Source organism: Halobacillus campisalis, assembly GCF_030345335.1.
GTDB lineage: Bacteria > Bacillota > Bacilli > Bacillales > Halobacillaceae > Halobacillus_A > Halobacillus_A campisalis.
In genome coordinates this window covers 116,931-134,818 of record NZ_JAPVRC010000001.1, presented here as the reverse complement: position 1 = coordinate 134,818, position 17,888 = coordinate 116,931, and the positions used below count along the sequence as shown (strand labels likewise).

Genomic DNA, 17,888 nt, shown 5'->3' with positions numbered 1-17,888 from the left:
TCCAATACACCTTTTTGTAAGAGTAGCTGTTCTTCATCCATTCAGCTGACTGTCTCCATTAACGAATTACGCAGTTTAAAGATAGCTTTCGCATGTATTTGTGAAATCCTGGAAGTTGTCAGTTCCATGATTTCCCCTATTTCAGTCAGTGTCAGTTCTTCTGTATAAAACAAACTTACTACTAACTGTTCTTTTTCATTCAATTGTTTGATTTGATCGGTTAACTCCTGGTAATTCTCTTGCTTCACTATATTATCAGCGGGGGAAATCGCCTCCCGGTCAGGTATGGAATAACCGACCCCCTCTTTATGATCGCTTTTACCTTCTTTAGGTTTTTCTTCCATAGATAAGACATTAGCGAATAGGAAGTCTTTCATAACTTCTTCGACCTCGGATGGACTCATCCTTAATTCTTTTGCGATCTCTTCGGAAGTAGGTGGACGCTGAAGCTGCTGCTCCAAAATTTCAGCTGCACCATCGATTTTTTTTGATTTATCTCGTACTGATCTCGGCAGCCAATCCTCTTTCCTTAACCCATCAATTATAGATCCTCTTATTCTAAAAGAAGCGTATGTATCAAACTTCAAGTCCCGTGACATGTCAAATTTCCGCAAAGCATCATACAAACCGAGCAATCCTAAACTCCTGACGTCCTCTTTGCTTACACTTTTAGGTAAATGGGCAGAAATTCTTTGCACGTGGAAGCTCACTAAGTAATCGTAGATCCGCACTAATTCATTAGCTGCCTCGCTGTCTTTTTCATTTGCCCATTGGTTCCATAGCTCTAGTTGTTCTGAAGATAGAGAGCCACTCATCGAATTCCTCCTCTTCTTGTAATCAACCAATTTATTCCTGTTCATTTAACAGCGTACGGACTTTTTCTTACGTCTCTTTTATTGAATCCTTTTTTCCTGTTCTCCAACCTGATCAGCTCGTTCTATTTCACTTTTTTTCGGTTTCTTAACGATGAAATAACCGATAAGCCGAAATAAGTAAGCAATAAAGAAAAAAGTGATGAAGTAGATCCCGCCCCTGAATAGAGACGTCTCCCATGGATTAGCCGTTGAAGATAGCAGAAAAGTCAAAATAAAAGCTAAAGTTCCGCTGCTTACGTTCCACTTATGAGAGCCGATCATATCTTCTTTTCACCTTTATGTACGGTTCGTATGTGCAAAACATCAGTAAGTGGATCGAATTCAACCGTTCTGCCGTTTTTACCACCTGTATCTTCAGCAGCAAGAGGAATCCCCATACTCTGTAATTTCTCTTTGACAGCCGTGACATTACGATCGCCAATACTCATCGTTGTGATAGCATTGTTAGACTGAAACATCTGCGCTCCTCCTGCAATTTTGGCTTTCAGATGAGCTAATTGGCTTCCTTTATCCAGCATTACTCTTACTAAGAGCTCCATAGCTGTATCCGCATATTTCGCTGGAAGGTTTTCGCCGCTTCTAGCAAATCTGGAGTTCGGAAGCATAATGTGGGCCATGGCTGCAATAGAATGCGAAGAGTCAATAAGTACGACCGCTACACAAGATCCTAAACCTGAAGTTCTCAATACACACGGACCTTCCACAACCTTCATCTCAGCTATACCTACTTTTACGAATCCTGCTGTCTTATTCATAAAATACAACTGCAGAGGAAGATATGAATAAACGAGATGCAGATGGTTCCTTAAAAAAATCGAAATACATCCATTGAAGATGTTCAGGAAACAACTTTAACATGACCGTCCCTCCTCCATATGTGCCATATGATTACTGCGGCTTTCATACTTCAATGTCGTAAAGTTCTCTTACCTCACGAGAAGAAAGCACCTGGGATAAATTCAATAGAATTAAGAGACGCTTATCAAGCTTTGCGACTCCACTCACATATTCTTCTTCCACAGCTCCTATAACTTGAGGTGGAGGTTCAATGGCTTCCTCTTCAATATCAAGTACGTCATTAGCCGAATCTACAATTAGTCCGACATCCATTTCGTCAATGATTGTAATGATTATGCGTGTACTTTCATCCATTTCATAGTTTTTTATGGAGAATCTTTTTCTAAGATCAATAATCGGCGTAACTACACCTCGCAGATTAATGACCCCTTCCACAAACTCAGCAGTTCCAGGGACTCTCGTAATTGGCATGATCCGTTCTATGGATCCCACTTGATGCACCGGAATGGCATACTCTTCATTTTCCAACTGGAAAACGATCACCTTTATCGTCTTATTAGGTTCTTGAGTCATTACTTTACCTCCTTCTATAAATATAGAACGCGATTACTTGATCAAAGCATTAGAATCTAAAATTAAAGCAACTTGCCCATCTCCTAAAATTGTCGCCCCCGAAATAGCGAAAACGCCCGACAGATAACCTCCAAGGGACTTTAGAACGACTTCTTGCTGGCCTATGAACGAATCGACAACAAACCCAGCCATTTTATCGCCTTTTCTCGCAATTACAAGTGAATAGTAATCTTGATCTTCTAACTCAAGAGGAACGTTGAAGATGTCTTTCAAAAAAACAAGGGGGACTATTTTCCCTCGAAAATCTATGACTTCTCTATTATGCGCTCTAAGGACCGCCTCTTTTTTTACGATCGCTGTCTCTATAATTGATGATAAAGGAATTGCATACTTCTCTTTTTGAATTTCAACTAACATGACTGAGATGATGGATAAAGTCAGCGGGAGCTGAATGGAGAACATACTGCCTTCCCCTAATTCAGAGTCTATCTCTATATTTCCTCCCAAAGATTCAATTGTGTTCTTCACGACATCTAAACCAACACCTCGACCAGAAACATCAGAAATAATGTCTGCTGTCGAAAAACCACTAGCCATTATTAATTCGTACACGTCTTTGTCGGTCAGTTTTTCAGCCTGTTCTCTAGTAACTACCTGGTTCGATAAAGCTTTTCCCAAAACTTTTTCGCGGTCAATACCCGCTCCGTCGTCTACTATTTCTATAAACACGTGATTTCCATTATGGTACGCTTTTAATTCGATATTCCCCTTAGCATCTTTTCCTTGTGCTAACCTTTCTTCCGGGTGTTCTATTCCATGATCGATGGCATTTCGTATTAAGTGGACGAGCGGGTCACCTATCTCATCAATGACGGTCCTATCAAGTTCCGTTTCTTCACCTATGATTCTTAAATCTATATTTTTGTTTAAATCCCTTGAAAGCTGTCGTACCATCCTTGGGAACCTATTGAACACTTGCTCGATCGGTACCATGCGCATATTCAGAATAATATTCTGCAAATCCCCCGAGACCCTGGTCATTCGTTCCACGGTATCATTCAATTCTAAATGATTAATCTCAGCAGCAATTTGCTCCAACCGCCCACGATCAATCACGAGTTCTTCAAATAGATTCATGAGAACATCTAGTCTGTCTATATTTACTCTGATCGTTTTATTGGCTGTCTGCTTTCCTTTATATTCATTGTCTGCAAGCTCTTGTTTGTCCTCTTCTTTTATATTTTGTTTCTGTTCAATTTCAGATTTTGATTGAGATTCGTCTTTATCTAAAGAATAGGTCGATACCTCCACCTGTTTGATTTCAGAAATTTTATTTATTCTTCCCGCAATTTCTTCCTCTTCTTCTTCGGTAACAAAAAGTACTTTGAAGCTATGATCGAACTCTTCATTTTCGAGTGTTTCTACAGAAGGCTGGGATTTGACTACTTCCCCTATTTGTTCCAAGACGTCAAAAACCATATAGACACGTGCAGCTTTTAGAAGACAATCTTCATTTAAATAGACTTCCACTTGAAAATTGTTTAATCTCTGCTCTGCGGATTGCTCTAATACCGCTCTTGTAAATTCATCCAGCTGAAGGTCATCAGAATTCCCACTATAATCTTCTTGCTCCTTACCGTCTTTAAGGACGTGACCAAGCTCAACTGCTTGCAGAAGCTCGACTACACGACTTACATCACGAGCTCCGTTTCCTCCTTTGGAGATATCCAGCACCATGGCTTCCAGATCATCCACTGAGTCAAATACAATGTCGAGCATATCAGAATCCACTTGAATCTGATCATTTCGAACGCCATCGAGTACGTTTTCCATCTTATGAGTAAGATTGGAAAGATCTTGATACCCCATCGTCGCGGACATGCCTTTCAACGTATGTGCTGACCTGAAAATCTCACCAACTATCGCAAGATCGTTCGGATTTTTTTCTAGTTCCAACAGCTGATCATTAATGGATTGTAAATGTTCATTACTTTCATCTATGAAAATCTCTAAATATTGATTCGTGTCCATGATGCACCCTCCTACCTGGAAATAGCTTGCATAATACTTTCACTTATTTTATTTAAGGGCGCTACCTCATTAGCAAGTTTAGATTTAATTACAGCCTTAGGCATGCCAAATACAATAGAAGTTTCTTCTGATTCTGCAATGACATAGCATGAAGAATTTCGTTTTTTCATTTTAATTAGACCCTCTGTCCCATCCGCTCCCATTCCGGTCATCACTGCGGCAACGGTATGAAGGTCCAAATGAGAGAGCGATTCAAAAAGGTGATTCACAGAAGGCCGATGCCCTATAATAGGATCACTATTTTCAAGATGGATCTTATAAGTGCCTGCTTCATAGATGACTCCCATATGAAAATCGCCTGGAGCGATATATACAACACCATTTTCTAAGACTTCTGCATGAATTGCTTCTTTTACAATAACCGCTGAAATCCCGTTCAGCCTTTTTGCCAGAGAGCTTGTAAAGCGTGCCGGCATATGCTGGACAACCAATACCGGCACATTCAAATCTGCAGGTAATCCACCTATTACCTTTTGTAATGCACGCGGACCACCTGTCGATGTTCCTATAGCTATAATTGAAGCCTTATTATTATTTTCACTTGTTAACAAGTGAGGGTAAGCTGGTGTGACAGGCGAAGACTTTTTTGCTTTACTGACAGCAATCACTTTTCTCACAATCGAATGTTCAACTTTATGTATATCCAGTGAAATCGAACCAGACGGTTTAAGTACAAAATCGACGGCACCAAGCTCCATAGCTTTTATCGTGCTGTCTGCTCCCTTCGCTGTTAAACTAGAAACCATCACAACTGGAAGAGGGTTTTCTCTCATCAGTATTTTCAAAGCTTCTAAGCCGTCCATTTTAGGCATCTCAATATCTAATGTCATAACATCCGGTTTTAGAGCTTCAGCTTTTAAAATCCCATCAGAACCATTCCTCGCTGTCCCTACTACTTCAATACGTATATCTGCGTTCAAAATCTCTGACAGCATTTTACGCATGAACGCTGAATCGTCTACAACCAACACTTTAATTTTATGCATGAGTTCATTCACCTCTCTTGAACCAAACGCCTAAGCTTCTCCAAGAAGGATTCATTTTTTCTGGAGGGGATTTTCAAATATTGATTGACCAACACATCCATAGACTTACTAGCCTTGCATTTAGGGGTTTCGAGGGTAAAAGGAACTTGTTTCAGTACACTATCGAATACGTGCCGATCATCTGGAATAGCTCCCATATGGTTTATTTTTTTGCCTAAAAATTTATTTGCTGCATTTGCCAGCCGTTCATATGTATGAATAGCTGATTGTTCATTCATAGCTCTGTTGGTGAGTACCTGCACTTCAACATCTGGATCTTCGCGCACTAAATGCTTAAGCAAGGAATAGGCATCCGTCAACGAAGTAGGTTCAGGAGTAGTCACAAGAATAACTTCCTCAGCAGCTATCATATGTTTGAGACTGTCAGGGGTCACACCGGCTCCCATATCAAAAAGGATGTAGTCAAAAGCTTTGGCTAATTGCTGGTACTCACTTTGAAAATAAGAAAATTTCTCATCGCCCATACTAAAAATACTGGCTAAACCTGACCCTCCAGCTATATAGGACACCGACAGTGGCCCTCTTTCAATAATGTCAAAGATTGTCATATGACTTTCGAACAAGTCCGTAAACGAGTATTTGGGCGTAACACCAAGCAGGATATCTATATTTCCCATTCCGATGTCTAAATCTATAATTAATACATTTTTTCCTTGCTTGATCAGTTGTAATGCGAAATTAATTGTGAAAGTCGACTTACCTGCGCCTCCCTTACCGCTGGCAACGGCTATCGTTTTAGCTTCAGCCTTCACGGTTTGCTGTTTTAAACGGCTCCTGAGACGGGCAGCTTGATCATTCATGAGGCAGACCTTCTGTCACAGATGCAATAAGCTGGCTGGCATCCGCCTGAGAAATATCATCAGGCACGTCCTGACCGTAGGTTACATACGCAATTCCTATCTGATTGTTAATCGACAGGCTGAGGGCTGCACCCAGTTTAGCTGTTTCATCTTTTTTCGTAAAAATAAACTGGTGAATTGGTATTTTGTTGAACTGAAGGAATATTTCTTTCATGTCCTCATATTTTGACGCAAGAGAGAGAACTAAGTAGGTTTCCGTATCTTCATTGAACTGTAAAATTCTTTCAAGTTCTTGGACATAATGGGCCTCTCTAAAGTTTCTGCCTGCTGTATCAATCAATACGAGATCATAGCTTGCGAATTTCTCCCGTGCACCCATATAATCTTCAAGATTATAAGCGACTTCTAAAGGAATATTTAGTAGTTTAGCGTACGTTCTCAATTGATCGATAGCAGCGATCCGGTAAGTATCAGTCGTTATGAAAGCTACTTTTTGATTTCTATTCAATACAGCGTCTGCAGCAAGTTTAGCCAAAGTAGTGGTTTTCCCTACGCCTGTGGGGCCGACTAAATGAACATACTTTTTAACAAAAGCCGGGCTTCCGATCGGTAGATTTGCAACTTTATTCTCAAAGTAATGCTTAATATTCAACTCGATTCTAGAAGCATCCATTCCTTCAGTCTCTTGTAAGTCTTCATCTTTTAAAATACTTACAAGATCATCTACTATCTGACTGTCTATCTCTTGACTAATCAAATGAGCAGCCAGCTTATCCAGTATCGTTAACTCGTTCACTGACTGTTGCTGTATCATCGTTTTCAACTGTTTAAGCTCTCGCATAACTTCACTATCATTATATGCAGGAACTTCTTTCTTTTTTATATCAATGGCTGGTTTTCGCTTGGAATCAGAAGGTAACGGCTGAACGGGGTCAACAGCAGCAATGACCTCAATATTCCGCTTTTTGAACATCCCAAGAAAGCCGCCCACTTTAATTTCCTTACTATTTAAAATCACGGCATCCTGCCCTAGACTTTTCTTCACTTTTTTCATAGCCTCCGGCATCGTCGGTGCCTGGAATTTTTTAACCTTCATTAACCGTTCACCACCCCTACACTTTCTACTTCGACGTTTGGATCGAGCTCGTTATATGATAAAACAATGACCTGTGGGAAAAATCTTTCCACCAGTTGTTTTAGATACATTCTCACGGCTGGTGAGCAAAGCAGAATGGGATGTTCTTCTTGAAGAGATACTTGATCTACTTGTTCAGAAACAGCCTTTAAGATGGTTTGTTGTGAATCGGGATCCAGGGATAAGTAATTGCCGTGTTCTGTTTGCTGAATATGATCTGCAATTAACTTTTCAACTTTACCTGATATCGTTATGACCCTCATGCTTTGGTCTTCCTTTTGATACTGGGTCGTAATTTGCGAAGCCAATGCCTGCCTGGAATATTCAGCCAGAAGATCCGAATCATTTGTCATTTTCCCGAAGTCTGCGAGTGTCTCGAAAATTACGGGTAAATTTTTAATGGAGACATTTTCTTTTAGTAATTTCGCTAAAACTTTTTGCACATCACCGATAGAAAGCGGTTCAGGAGTGACTTCATCTACGAGAATGGGATAGGATTGCTTAAGGTGATCGATCAATTGCTGTGTTTCCTGGCGCCCTAAGAGTTTATGAGCGTTCCTCTTAATAACTTCTGTAATATGTGTAGAAACAACGGATGGAGGATCAACCACCGTATAACCTGACAGTTCGGCTTCATCTTTAAGATCTTCTGTAATCCATTTTGCCGGTAACCCAAAAGCAGGTTCCGTCGTTTCGATCCCTTCAATTTCTCCATCATCCATTCCAGGACTCATCGTTAAATAGTGATCAAGCAGCAGTTCTCCTTTTGCCACTTGATCTCCTTTTATTTTTAATCGGTACTCGTTAGGCCCCAATTGTATGTTGTCTCGAATTCTCACGACAGGAATCACTATTCCGAGCTCTATCGCCAGCTGACGACGGATCATGACAATACGGTCAAGCAAGTCTCCTCCTTGACTTGTATCAGCTATCGGAATCAAAGCGTAGCCGAATTCAAATTCTACCGGGTCCATACTGATTAGATTAACTACATTTTCAGGAGACTTCATTTGATCACTTTGAGCTTCATCCGTTTCCTCCGGTTCTTCATGTTCTGGCTCTTGACTTTCTCTAGATAACCAGAAGCCTCCGAATATAAGAACAGAAGCTATCAAAGTTGTTAAGAAAAACGGAATAGGTGTAAGGCCGAGTAGAAATATCGTACCACCCGCTATATAAAGTAACTTAGGGTATCTTAACAGCTGGCTTGTCACATCTGAACCAAGGTTTCCTTGAGAAGCCACTCTAGTGACAACTATCCCTGTAGCAGTTGAAATAAGCAGTGCCGGGATCTGACTGACAAGTCCATCCCCTACCGTCAGCCTCATATATGTATCAATAGCTTCATTAAAAGACATTCCCATCTGAGCCATACCGATGATCAGTCCAAAAATGATATTCATAAGAACGATAATGATGCCGGCGATGGCATCACCTTTTACAAACTTACTTGCGCCATCCATCGCACCATAAAAATCCGCTTCATTTTCAATTTTTTCTCTTCTGTCTTTTGCTTGGTGCTCATTGATCATACCAGCGTTCAAATCTGCATCTATGCTCATTTGTTTCCCGGGCATAGCATCAAGAGTAAAACGAGCGGCGACTTCCGACACCCTTTCGGCCCCTTTTGTAATCACTAGAAACTGAATAATGACAAGAATTATGAATACAACAAAACCGACTAGAGGATTTCCGCCGATTACAAAAGTACCGAAAGTTTCTACTACTCCTCCTGCGTCAGCTTCAGATAATATCGATCTTGTGGTCGACACATTTAATCCAAGACGGAACAATGTCAACAACAATAATAATGTAGGGAAAACAGCAAATTGTAACGCTTCTTCCATATTCATAGATACTAATATGACGATAAGCGCTAAAGTAATGTTGATTAAAATTAAAAAGCTAAGAAGCCACCCAGGAAGTGGTATAACAAGCATAATGATAATTAGAATTACACCTAATAATACGGATAAATCTCTTGCTGACATTTGGGTCACTCCTTGAGTACTACACTTTTTTCTCCAGTCGATACACGTAAGCTAATATTTCAGCTACCGCTTTAAAAAATTGTTCATCTATCGGTCGATCTAATTCTGAACTCTGATACAGAGCTCGTGCCAATGGGCGGTTTTCAACCATCATCACTTCGTTAGCTTTCGCCACCTCTTTGATCTTTTGAGCCACAAAATCCACCCCTTTTGCTACGACGATAGGCGCGTCCGACACCTTCTCATCGTATTTGACCGCAATGGCAAAGTGAGTGGGGTTAGTAATGACTACATCTGCGTCAGGAACTTCACTCATCATTCTGGCTGCGGACATTTGACGCTGCTTCTCTTTGATTTTTGATTTAATTAACGGGTCGCCCTCGATGTTTTTATGCTCATCTTTCAAATCTTTTTTTGACATCCTGATATTTTTCTCATGATCATATCGTTGATAGACATAATCCAATGTTGATAACAGCAAGAGAGCTAAACCCGATGCCAGACCCATGATAATCGTTATATTTCCAAAAAATACGAGAGCATCTTCGACAGATTTCTGAGACATAAGCATCATCTGGTCTTTATTGACCCAAATGATAGCGAATGTGATCAAACCTACAATTGAGATCTTCAATAATGATTTAATAAGCTCAACTATCGCTCTTGCCGAAAAGATTCTTTTGGCCCCTTTGATCGGATCCATTTTTTTTAAGTCGAACTTCATAGGCTCTCCAGTGAATAAAATCCCGATTTGAACCAGGTTAGAAGCAATACCGGCAACGATCGCTATCCCCATGATGGGAGCAAGAATTTTTGCCATTTCTACGGTTATTTCCAGGAAGACGGCAGCTGTACTTTCTGTTGTAAGTTCCCAGTGAATGTACTCCTGAAAGGTCTTACTATACATCTCTGTTAACGACACCTGCATCTGACCGCCAAATAAATACAACCCGCCAAAGACCATTAAGAGTAAAAAACCTGTGTTTACATCCTGGCTTTTAGGAACTTGACCTTTTTTCCTTGAATCGCCACGTTTTTTAGGGGTAGCTTTTTCTGTTTTTTCATCGGCCGCAAAAAATTGCAGATCCAGTTTCATATAGCTCACGATTCGTCTCCTCCAAACAGCTGCATCAGCCCCTGCATCGTTTCTAACATCAATTCAAATAGATTTTGGATAAGCATGATATAAAACGTCATGGCAATCACTAATACAAACAATGCTACAAAAATTTTTAAAGGCAGCCCTACTACAAATACGTTAAGCTGCGGGACCGTCCGAGCGATAATCCCCAAAGCCACATCGACCAGAAACAGACATCCGACTATAGGAACAGCCATTAAAAAAGCGATGACAAACATTTGGTTGAATGAATCCACGATGTAGAGAATCCACGACTCTTCTTGCAGTGGGATGAGCCTGTCCAAAGGGATCAATTCATAACTGTAGAAGATACCGTCCAGCATGAGGTGATGGCCGTTAACAGCTAGTATGAAAAGCAGAGTGATAATGTACATATATTGACCGATCAAAGGGCTCTGTGCTCCGGTTTGAGGATCAATCACGTTCGCTATGGCAAAACCCATCTGGAAATCTATCAGCCCTCCGGCAATCTGAATCGCTGCTAAAATGATATAAGCTAATAAACCAACGGAAATTCCTACAGCCGCTTCTTTGAATATGAGTAAAAAGTAATTCTCGTCCACTGCCAAGTCTGGAATATCAACTGTAAAGTACATTAACGCCGCTAAGAAAAAGCTGAATCCAACCTTGTGCTGGGTAGGCAGATTACGATATGAAAATATCGGCAGTGTAACGAAAAATGAAGTGACCCTTACGAATATAAGTAAAAATGCTGGAAGATTTATTGCACTAATGTAATCGAGCATCTCTATCCGACCAGCATATTCAAGTTTTCAAAAACATTGGCTGTAAACTGCACCATAATTGTCAACATCCAAGGGCCGAAAAAAATCATTCCTATTAGAACGGCCACGATTTTTGGTATGAATGCTAACGTTTGCTCTTGAATCTGAGTGGTAGCCTGAAAAATACTGACCAATAAACCGACAGCTAAAGCTAATATTAGCAAGGGACCTGAAATGAGCAGAACAGTATAAATACCTTCTTTGGCGAATTCCAGGACTAATTCAGTTGTCATTTATGTAACCTCCTTCACCCATTTAGAAGCCTTCCAATAATGATTTTGAAATTAAATACCACCCATCAACTAAAACAAACAGTAATATTTTAAATGGTAATGAAATCATCACCGGAGGGAGCATCATCATCCCCATCGACATCAATACACTTGCAACTGCCATATCAATCACGAGAAAAGGAACAAAAATCATGAATCCCATTTGAAAGGCTGTTTTCAATTCGCTGATCGCAAAGGCTGGTACAAGGGTTGTCATCGGTACATCCTGAATAGTTTCAGGCTGATCCATTTCGGAATACCCCATGAACAAAGCTAAATCTTTCTGCCTTGTATGCTTAGCCATGAAATCTTTCATTGGAACACTCGCTTCTTCATAAGCCTCATCTAACGTGATTTCCTCATTAAATAAAGGAGTCAACGCTTGATCGTTGACCTCCTGAAATGTAGGAGCCATGATGAAAAAGGTCATAAATAAAGCGATACCTATGAGCACCTGATTAGGCGGCATTTGCTGAGTAGCCAGTGATGTCCTTACGAACGAAAGAACGATAAGTATTCTCGTAAAGCTCGTCATAAGAATCAAAATACCAGGAGCAAGCGATAAAACAGTTAATAAAAGCAAAAGGCGGACAGACGTTGCTACGTCTTCAGGATCTGAACCGGAAAAGATATCAACAAATTCACTCATGATTGATCATCCTTCCTATTCATCGATTTCCGCCTATTCTCTTTCATTTCATTCAGCTGCTTTTCAAATAATTGCTGGAACTGAACGGTAGATGATTTCTCGCTTTGGTTTTGGTTAGATTTCGCTCTATTTTTTAAAAATTCTCCGAACCCTTTTTGAATGATATCCTGCTGCTCCTCCTGCTTTACGAGGTTATCCTTCGTCGCTTGATCTGTGATCTCTGTAATCAGATTGATAGAATCACCAACACCGACTACGTAAACCTCGTTTCCGATACGTACGGCTTGCAGCGATCTGTTAGGAGCAAGGGTAACTCCTCCCAATGTTTCCATCGTTCGATTTTTTTGGAACATTTTACTTCGTTTGTTGAAAAACTTTAGTAAACCATAAATAAGTGCTAATACTAAAAGTAAAGCAAAAATTAATTTAATGATATTCCAAATCATAGAGGGGTTCTCTTCTGAGTCAGCTGAAGGTATCTCTTGCTCAGGAGAATTCACTCCACTCTCATCAGAACCACATCCCTGCATCTCAGGGTTCTCAGCACAATCAGTAACTGACGGACTCGCTGACACAATAGACCCAAAAGATAAAATGATTGCCCCGGCCATAAATAACAGTGCTGTACTTTGAATCATTCTTCGTATCATTTAAATCCCTACTCTTTAGTTTAGTGCTTTTTGTATCGCTTCGATGACTCGCTCTGCTTGAAACGGTTTGACGATAAAATCTTTAGCTCCTGCTTGAATCGCATCTACAACCATTGCTTGCTGTCCCATTGCCGAGCACATGATGACCTTCGCATTAGGGTTGACCGCTTTGATTTCTTTCAATGCTGTAATTCCATCCATTTCAGGCATAGTTATATCCATTGTGACTAAATCAGGATTTTGTTCCTTATACATTTCCACAGCTTTCTGACCATCTTCCGCTTCCCCTGCAATTTCATATCCGTTTTTTGTCAAAATATCCTTAACCATCATTCTCATGAATGCTGCATCATCAACAATCAAAATTTTTTCTCCCATTCCAATCTCCTCCTTAAGCTCTATCTCAGTTTTTTCAATCTATCTTTCTGACTTAATATATCCGTCACACGAACTCCGAAGTTCTCATCAATTACGACAACTTCCCCTTTAGCCATCAGCTTCTCATTGACATGGATATCTACAGGTTCACCAGCTAATTTGTCCAATTCAACTACAGAGCCTGATGTCAATTCTAAAATTTCTTTAATTGTCCGTTTCGTGCGACCTAATTCAACCGTGACTTTTAATGGTATATCCATGAGCATGTCCAAATTATGCTGTTCATTTGTATTCAATTGCACATGTTCGAAATCAGAAAATTGAGCATTCTGAACGTTTGAATTGTTCAATCCTTGGCCGCCGGCACCGCCTAACAGCTCTGGCTTTTTTTCAAACTTGTCTTTTTCCTGTTCATTTGATTTCATCGGTTCCTCAATCTCCGGCTCAGAAGCTTTCTCTTCTCGGGACAGCATTGGATCATCTTCTGGAGGATTTAGCAGTTCATCCACTAGACATCTGGCAAAAGGTATCGGTAGCAGCTGCATAATATTCGAGTCTATCAATGAGCCTACTCTCAACTTAAATGAAACCTTTATTAACACTTCATCTTCAGGGATTTGTTCAGTACCCTTGTTTTCTACTAGATTCAGTACATTAATCGTCGGAGGTGTGATATCGATTTTTTTGTTAAATACTGTGGATAAGCTTGTGGCAGCTGAACCCATCATTTGGTTCATCGCTTCCTGTACAGCACTTAAGTGGATATCATTCAATTCCTCTGTGGGCGATTGACCATCCCCGCCCAGCATGAGATCTGCGATAATAGCAGCATCCGCACTTTTTATAACTAACAGGTTTTCCCCTGAAAAACCGTCCGTGTAATTTACATTTACGGCCACATGCGGCTTAGGAAATTCATCGGTTAACTGGGAGCGTTTGATAGTTGATATGGCCGGAGTCGTAATTTCAACCTTTTGATTCAGTAAAGAGGACAGGGCAGTTGCTGAACTTCCAAACGAAATATTCCCGATTTCGCCTAAAGCATCTTCTTCTAGTGTAGAGATATATTTTTCTACATCAGAGGATTCTGCACTCTTTTCTTTTTTTTCATCTTCTCCACCGCCGTTAAGCAGTGCATCTATTTCATCTTGCGAAAGCATGTCGTCACTCATCATAGTCTGAACCCCCTTGATACTCACTTAATACTTGAACAGCCAGCTTATTTTTGATTTTTCCTGGCTGAATCTGGAACTTTTCTTCTTCATCAACCCGAAGGCTCATCGGCTCATCGATCAATTGATCCAGTCTTATAACGTCACCTTCATTAAGCCTCAGAAACTCTTCGATCGACATATCAGCTTCACCTAGAATCGCACTGACATCAACTTCCGCCAGTTTCAACGTATTTGACAAAGCTTTGTATTCCTCAGGGTCACTTTCCTTCTGCTGCTGGTTCTGCATCCAATAATGAACAGACAGTTTAGGGATGATAGGCTCCAGCACCACATGAGGGATACAAATGTTGATCATTCCACTGGCTTCCCCTATCGACGTATTTAATGATACGACAACGACAGTTTCATTCGGGGAAACCATTTGCAGAAACTGAGGGTTCACTTCCATTTCTTCTAAAATTGGCTCAATTTCAACTATTGAACCCCAGGCTTCCTGATAATTTCCTAGTGAGTTCTCAAAAATCTGTGTCATTATCGTAGTTTCAATTTCTGTCAGATTCTGCACCTTGTTGACGCCGCTTCCTCTTCCTCCTAATACACGATCCATCATCGCGTAAGCAATCTGTGGATTAGTCTCCATGAGAATACGTCCCTCTAGAGGAGGTACTTTGAATATATTTAAAATAGTCATTGTCGGTATGGACCGAATGAATTCTTCATATGGTAATTGATCGACAGATGCGACAGTTATGTTCACATAAGTTCTTAACTGGGCTGAAAAATAAGTTGTCAATAACCTGGCGAAGTTTTCATGAATTCTAGATAAGCTGCGTATTTGATCTTTAGAGAATCTTAAAGCCCTCTTAAAGTCATACACTTTCACTTTTTTCTCTTTTTCTTCTATTTTTAACTCCTCTGCATCCATTTCTCCCGTGGACAGTGCGGATAGCAAGGAGTCGATTTCTGATTGTGATAATACCTCTTCTGCCAAAGTCTCACCTCCACCTCATCAAGACCACTCTTATTATTGAAGTACTTTATCGATCGTGTACACATCTGTGACTTGCCCTTCTGTCATAAGCTCATTCAGCTTCACCTTCAGCTTTTCTTCAAGGTCTGCAAGCCCAGATTTAAAGTCTTCTGTGTTCATTACAGCAAGTTCCTTCAACAAAATATTCTGCATTTGGAAATCTCTTTTCTCCAGTTCCTCCAGTGCTTCTTTACTGTCAGTCACTACTTGAAAACTGATGCGGACAAAATCACCACTCTCAAGGTCTGTTGTAATCTCGTCCGTCACAAGAGAAGCCTCTACCATTTCATCAATCGACCGCTCCCCATCAGCCTCGGATTCGTTTATATTCATGACAAGAACGAGAGCTACAACACCAAGAACACTGATCGTTCCCAGTACAATAAGCATGGTTCGAAATACATTACTTTTCATTTTCTCCACCTGCCTTGTTTACGATTCTGACCAATCCGACCTCTCTGTAAAAACGCTTCATTTCTTTCATGACCTTTTCATGGTCGTCTTTCACAACGAAGCTTTTGCCTTGTATTGTCGTAATGGTCGTATCAGGATTGCACTGAATCTTTTCTATGTAAATAGGGTTAAACCAAAAAGTCTCTCCATTCAGCCTCGTTAATGAAATCATGTAGGTGTTGGGGGCTGAAAAAACCCCCTCCCTCCTTTATTATCGTTTTAGATTCACAAGCTCTTGTAAAATTTCATCTGAGGTCGTGATGATACGGGTATTTGCCTGAAACCCTCGCTGAGCTGTAATCATTTCTGTAAATGCTTCCGCAAGGTCAACGTTTGACATCTCTAAGGAGCCGGAAACCATTTGGCCTGTTCCGTTCTCACCAGCGGCAGATAAATCCTCAAGACCATTCAGACCGTCCTCGTCATCGCTAAATAACCCCGCATTATCGGTATTTCTATACGTGCTTCCGCCAACTTTCTCGAGTCCTTCCGGGTTAGAGAAATTAGCGAGCAGTATTTGCCCGGCTTCTTGCGGATTGCCGTTCCCGTCTACGTAACCTACTGTTCCGTCCGACTGAACATTAAAGCTTTGAGCATCTTCAGGTATTGTGATAAGACCCGCTTGTCCGCTAGGAGAAGAATCTCCTCCCTCGGGTGTATTATAGGACTCTCCCACCAAATATTTACCATCCGCATTTACGATGGCACCATCACCATCCAGGTAAAAGTTACCAGCTCTCGTGAAGGTTGTATCTACAGCTCCGAGATCATCAATTGTTTTAGCTTCCGGATCAATTGCAGTATCCGCCGTCCCTTCTGCTAGAACGAACATTCCGTCTCCTTCAATAGAAATATCCAGAGGACGATCCGTCGTTTGCCGATTTCCCTGAGTGTGGATGCTGTCGATCGAACCCATCTGAGAACCAAGACCTACTTGAGCAGGGTTGACCCCTCCGCGCAGATTTTCTATAGAGCCCTGAGCACCTGAAACAGACTGGCTCATCATATCTTGAAATGAAACACGGCCTTTCTTGAACCCGCTTGTGTTTACGTTTGCGATGTTATTGCCGATTGTATCTAACGATGTCTGAAAACCTTTCATACCTGAAATTCCTGAATACATTGAACGTAGCATAGTGCTATCATTCCTTCCTTTTATGTTTAGCTTACTTCATTCAGTCAGTAAGCTTTGAAGGCCTCCCTTACTCGGGTCCAGCCTAGTCATTCAAAATAATCGTGCCGTTAATGTTAGTGAAAATATGAGACTCCGTATCATCTTTATTCATGGCGGTGACTACTGTATTGTTTTTAGTACTGACCACAAGTGCAGCATCCTTGAGAACTACTAAGGAGTCGGTAACACCTTTAGATTTTGCTTCAGACATCCTTTCGGAAATCCTTTGCCACTGCGAGTCATCAATTTTGATGTTTCGATCATCCAGCCTTTGCTGCGCATGCTTGCTGACATTTAAACCACTTGCTTCCTGTAAGGCATCCTTAAAAGAAGATTGAGAATTTTTATGTACCTTTTTATATGTGTGTACAGGCATTGATTGATGCAGTTGATGAATACGAGGGTCCATCATGGATCACTTCTTTCTAAACATTTGCTTCTGCAACTTTGTTTATGTCTTCTATTGCCACTTCTGCTCCGTTATCCATTGTCAGAAAAGCTTCTCCATCCGCCTGGCTGACTGACTGAACTTTGCCGGCATTATATTGTGAAACTGCTCCAGTTTCTTGATCGTACTCCGGATAAGTCACTTCTTTCCCAATAAGTCCGCTGTACTGAATAACCGGCATAAGGCTTTGGTTATTTGTGAATTTTTCCATCATTTGTGACATATTCGTCATTTGTTCCAAACTTGAAAACTGAGCCATTTGAGAAACAAATTCCTTATCTTCCATCGGATCAAGCGGATTCTGATTCTGTAACTGAGCCATTAAAATCTTTAAAAAGTCGTCCTTTCCTAAATCACTGCTTCCTGTACTTTTCCGTGTCTGATTATTCAAGTAATAAGACGGATCGATACTCGTCATAACTAA

General features: G+C 40.7%; 22 protein-coding genes. All 22 read right to left on the bottom strand.

Annotated features, from left to right (window positions below):
• Nucleotides 1–41: 41 nt before the first annotated feature.
• A complete protein-coding gene (locus O2Q26_RS00660) occupies nucleotides 42–815 on the bottom strand; it encodes a FliA/WhiG family RNA polymerase sigma factor (RefSeq protein WP_289214132.1) in 774 nt (257 codons plus the stop codon).
• A gap of 78 nt (nucleotides 816–893) precedes the next feature.
• Complete coding sequence (locus O2Q26_RS00655) at nucleotides 894–1,136, bottom strand: hypothetical protein (RefSeq protein WP_289214131.1); 243 nt, start codon at nucleotides 1,134–1,136, stop codon at nucleotides 894–896.
• The gene (locus O2Q26_RS00650; protein ID WP_289214130.1) at nucleotides 1,133–1,630 is read right to left on the bottom strand and encodes a chemotaxis protein CheD; all 498 of its coding nucleotides are present in this window, start codon (nucleotides 1,628–1,630) and stop codon (nucleotides 1,133–1,135) included. The genes O2Q26_RS00655 and O2Q26_RS00650 overlap by 4 nt, the downstream gene beginning before the upstream one ends.
• Nucleotides 1,631–1,775: 145 nt before the next feature.
• Nucleotides 1,776–2,246, bottom strand: coding sequence for a chemotaxis protein CheW (locus O2Q26_RS00645; protein WP_289214129.1), 471 nt, complete (start codon nucleotides 2,244–2,246; stop codon nucleotides 1,776–1,778).
• A gap of 33 nt (nucleotides 2,247–2,279) precedes the next feature.
• Nucleotides 2,280–4,277, bottom strand: a complete 1,998-nt coding sequence (locus O2Q26_RS00640; RefSeq protein ID WP_289214128.1) for a chemotaxis protein CheA — start codon at nucleotides 4,275–4,277, stop codon at nucleotides 2,280–2,282.
• An 11-nt stretch (nucleotides 4,278–4,288) separates the two neighbouring features.
• Nucleotides 4,289–5,323, bottom strand: coding sequence for a protein-glutamate methylesterase/protein-glutamine glutaminase (locus O2Q26_RS00635; RefSeq protein WP_289214127.1), 1,035 nt, complete (start codon nucleotides 5,321–5,323; stop codon nucleotides 4,289–4,291).
• A gap of 8 nt (nucleotides 5,324–5,331) precedes the next feature.
• The gene (locus O2Q26_RS00630) at nucleotides 5,332–6,183 is read right to left on the bottom strand and encodes a MinD/ParA family protein (protein WP_289214126.1); all 852 of its coding nucleotides are present in this window, start codon (nucleotides 6,181–6,183) and stop codon (nucleotides 5,332–5,334) included.
• The gene (gene flhF, locus O2Q26_RS00625) at nucleotides 6,176–7,279 is read right to left on the bottom strand and encodes a flagellar biosynthesis GTPase FlhF (RefSeq protein ID WP_289214125.1); all 1,104 of its coding nucleotides are present in this window, start codon (nucleotides 7,277–7,279) and stop codon (nucleotides 6,176–6,178) included. The genes O2Q26_RS00630 and flhF overlap by 8 nt, the downstream gene beginning before the upstream one ends.
• Nucleotides 7,279–9,309, bottom strand: coding sequence for a flagellar biosynthesis protein FlhA (flhA, locus tag O2Q26_RS00620; protein ID WP_289214124.1), 2,031 nt, complete (start codon nucleotides 9,307–9,309; stop codon nucleotides 7,279–7,281). The genes flhF and flhA overlap by 1 nt, the downstream gene beginning before the upstream one ends.
• Nucleotides 9,310–9,328: 19 nt before the next feature.
• Nucleotides 9,329–10,414 carry a flagellar biosynthesis protein FlhB gene (gene flhB / locus O2Q26_RS00615; protein WP_289214123.1) on the bottom strand — a complete coding sequence of 362 codons (1,086 nt, stop codon included), beginning with the start codon at nucleotides 10,412–10,414 and terminating at the stop codon, nucleotides 9,329–9,331.
• The gene (gene fliR / locus O2Q26_RS00610) at nucleotides 10,411–11,196 is read right to left on the bottom strand and encodes a flagellar biosynthetic protein FliR (RefSeq protein ID WP_289214122.1); all 786 of its coding nucleotides are present in this window, start codon (nucleotides 11,194–11,196) and stop codon (nucleotides 10,411–10,413) included. Before fliR ends, flhB begins: the two co-directional genes overlap by 4 nt.
• Nucleotides 11,197–11,198: 2 nt before the next feature.
• Nucleotides 11,199–11,468 carry a flagellar biosynthesis protein FliQ gene (fliQ, locus tag O2Q26_RS00605; RefSeq protein WP_253935189.1) on the bottom strand — a complete coding sequence of 90 codons (270 nt, stop codon included), beginning with the start codon at nucleotides 11,466–11,468 and terminating at the stop codon, nucleotides 11,199–11,201.
• 22 nt (nucleotides 11,469–11,490) lie between these two features.
• Complete coding sequence (gene fliP, locus O2Q26_RS00600) at nucleotides 11,491–12,156, bottom strand: flagellar type III secretion system pore protein FliP (RefSeq protein WP_289214121.1); 666 nt, start codon at nucleotides 12,154–12,156, stop codon at nucleotides 11,491–11,493.
• Nucleotides 12,153–12,806 (bottom strand): flagellar biosynthetic protein FliO, encoded by a 654-nt coding sequence (locus O2Q26_RS00595; RefSeq protein WP_289214120.1) that lies wholly within the window; start codon nucleotides 12,804–12,806, stop codon nucleotides 12,153–12,155. The genes fliP and O2Q26_RS00595 overlap by 4 nt, the downstream gene beginning before the upstream one ends.
• 15 nt (nucleotides 12,807–12,821) lie before the next feature.
• Nucleotides 12,822–13,184, bottom strand: coding sequence for a response regulator (locus tag O2Q26_RS00590; protein WP_289214119.1), 363 nt, complete (start codon nucleotides 13,182–13,184; stop codon nucleotides 12,822–12,824).
• A 20-nt stretch (nucleotides 13,185–13,204) separates the two neighbouring features.
• Complete coding sequence (fliY, locus tag O2Q26_RS00585; protein ID WP_289214118.1) at nucleotides 13,205–14,359, bottom strand: flagellar motor switch phosphatase FliY; 1,155 nt, start codon at nucleotides 14,357–14,359, stop codon at nucleotides 13,205–13,207.
• Entirely contained in the window at nucleotides 14,349–15,350 is a 1,002-nt protein-coding gene (fliM, locus tag O2Q26_RS00580; RefSeq protein ID WP_289214117.1) for a flagellar motor switch protein FliM, read from the bottom strand. Before fliM ends, fliY begins: the two co-directional genes overlap by 11 nt.
• Nucleotides 15,351–15,383: 33 nt before the next feature.
• On the bottom strand, nucleotides 15,384–15,803 hold the full coding sequence (gene fliL, locus O2Q26_RS00575) for a flagellar basal body-associated protein FliL (RefSeq protein ID WP_289214116.1): 420 nt from the start codon (nucleotides 15,801–15,803) through the stop codon (nucleotides 15,384–15,386).
• On the bottom strand, nucleotides 15,793–16,014 hold the full coding sequence (locus tag O2Q26_RS00570; RefSeq protein ID WP_289214115.1) for a flagellar FlbD family protein: 222 nt from the start codon (nucleotides 16,012–16,014) through the stop codon (nucleotides 15,793–15,795). Before O2Q26_RS00570 ends, fliL begins: the two co-directional genes overlap by 11 nt.
• Nucleotides 16,015–16,053: 39 nt before the next feature.
• Nucleotides 16,054–16,977 carry a flagellar basal body rod protein FlgG gene (gene flgG / locus O2Q26_RS00565; protein ID WP_289214114.1) on the bottom strand — a complete coding sequence of 308 codons (924 nt, stop codon included), beginning with the start codon at nucleotides 16,975–16,977 and terminating at the stop codon, nucleotides 16,054–16,056.
• A gap of 82 nt (nucleotides 16,978–17,059) precedes the next feature.
• On the bottom strand, nucleotides 17,060–17,425 hold the full coding sequence (locus tag O2Q26_RS00560; protein ID WP_289214113.1) for a TIGR02530 family flagellar biosynthesis protein: 366 nt from the start codon (nucleotides 17,423–17,425) through the stop codon (nucleotides 17,060–17,062).
• A 16-nt stretch (nucleotides 17,426–17,441) separates the two neighbouring features.
• Nucleotides 17,442–17,882 carry a flagellar hook assembly protein FlgD gene (gene flgD / locus O2Q26_RS00555; protein ID WP_289214112.1) on the bottom strand — a complete coding sequence of 147 codons (441 nt, stop codon included), beginning with the start codon at nucleotides 17,880–17,882 and terminating at the stop codon, nucleotides 17,442–17,444.
• Nucleotides 17,883–17,888: the final 6 nt, after the last annotated feature.

Coding starts and splice junctions, on each gene's coding strand:
- O2Q26_RS00660 (WP_289214132.1), bottom strand. CDS start 815: ATGAGTGGCTCTCTATCTTCAGAACAACTAGAGCTATGGAACCAATGG.
- O2Q26_RS00655 (WP_289214131.1), bottom strand. CDS start 1,136: ATGATCGGCTCTCATAAGTGGAACGTAAGCAGCGGAACTTTAGCTTTT.
- O2Q26_RS00650 (WP_289214130.1), bottom strand. CDS start 1,630: ATGAATAAGACAGCAGGATTCGTAAAAGTAGGTATAGCTGAGATGAAG.
- O2Q26_RS00645 (WP_289214129.1), bottom strand. CDS start 2,246: ATGACTCAAGAACCTAATAAGACGATAAAGGTGATCGTTTTCCAGTTG.
- O2Q26_RS00640 (WP_289214128.1), bottom strand. CDS start 4,277: ATGGACACGAATCAATATTTAGAGATTTTCATAGATGAAAGTAATGAA.
- O2Q26_RS00635 (WP_289214127.1), bottom strand. CDS start 5,323: ATGCATAAAATTAAAGTGTTGGTTGTAGACGATTCAGCGTTCATGCGT.
- O2Q26_RS00630 (WP_289214126.1), bottom strand. CDS start 6,183: ATGAATGATCAAGCTGCCCGTCTCAGGAGCCGTTTAAAACAGCAAACC.
- flhF (WP_289214125.1), bottom strand. CDS start 7,279: ATGAAGGTTAAAAAATTCCAGGCACCGACGATGCCGGAGGCTATGAAA.
- flhA (WP_289214124.1), bottom strand. CDS start 9,309: ATGTCAGCAAGAGATTTATCCGTATTATTAGGTGTAATTCTAATTATC.
- fliR (WP_289214122.1), bottom strand. CDS start 11,196: ATGCTCGATTACATTAGTGCAATAAATCTTCCAGCATTTTTACTTATA.
- fliQ (WP_253935189.1), bottom strand. CDS start 11,468: ATGACAACTGAATTAGTCCTGGAATTCGCCAAAGAAGGTATTTATACT.
- fliP (WP_289214121.1), bottom strand. CDS start 12,156: ATGAGTGAATTTGTTGATATCTTTTCCGGTTCAGATCCTGAAGACGTA.
- O2Q26_RS00595 (WP_289214120.1), bottom strand. CDS start 12,806: ATGATACGAAGAATGATTCAAAGTACAGCACTGTTATTTATGGCCGGG.
- O2Q26_RS00590 (WP_289214119.1), bottom strand. CDS start 13,184: ATGGGAGAAAAAATTTTGATTGTTGATGATGCAGCATTCATGAGAATG.
- fliY (WP_289214118.1), bottom strand. CDS start 14,359: ATGATGAGTGACGACATGCTTTCGCAAGATGAAATAGATGCACTGCTT.
- fliL (WP_289214116.1), bottom strand. CDS start 15,803: ATGAAAAGTAATGTATTTCGAACCATGCTTATTGTACTGGGAACGATC.
- O2Q26_RS00570 (WP_289214115.1), bottom strand. CDS start 16,014: ATGATTTCATTAACGAGGCTGAATGGAGAGACTTTTTGGTTTAACCCT.
- flgG (WP_289214114.1), bottom strand. CDS start 16,977: ATGCTACGTTCAATGTATTCAGGAATTTCAGGTATGAAAGGTTTTCAG.
- O2Q26_RS00560 (WP_289214113.1), bottom strand. CDS start 17,425: ATGGACCCTCGTATTCATCAACTGCATCAATCAATGCCTGTACACACA.
- flgD (WP_289214112.1), bottom strand. CDS start 17,882: ATGACGAGTATCGATCCGTCTTATTACTTGAATAATCAGACACGGAAA.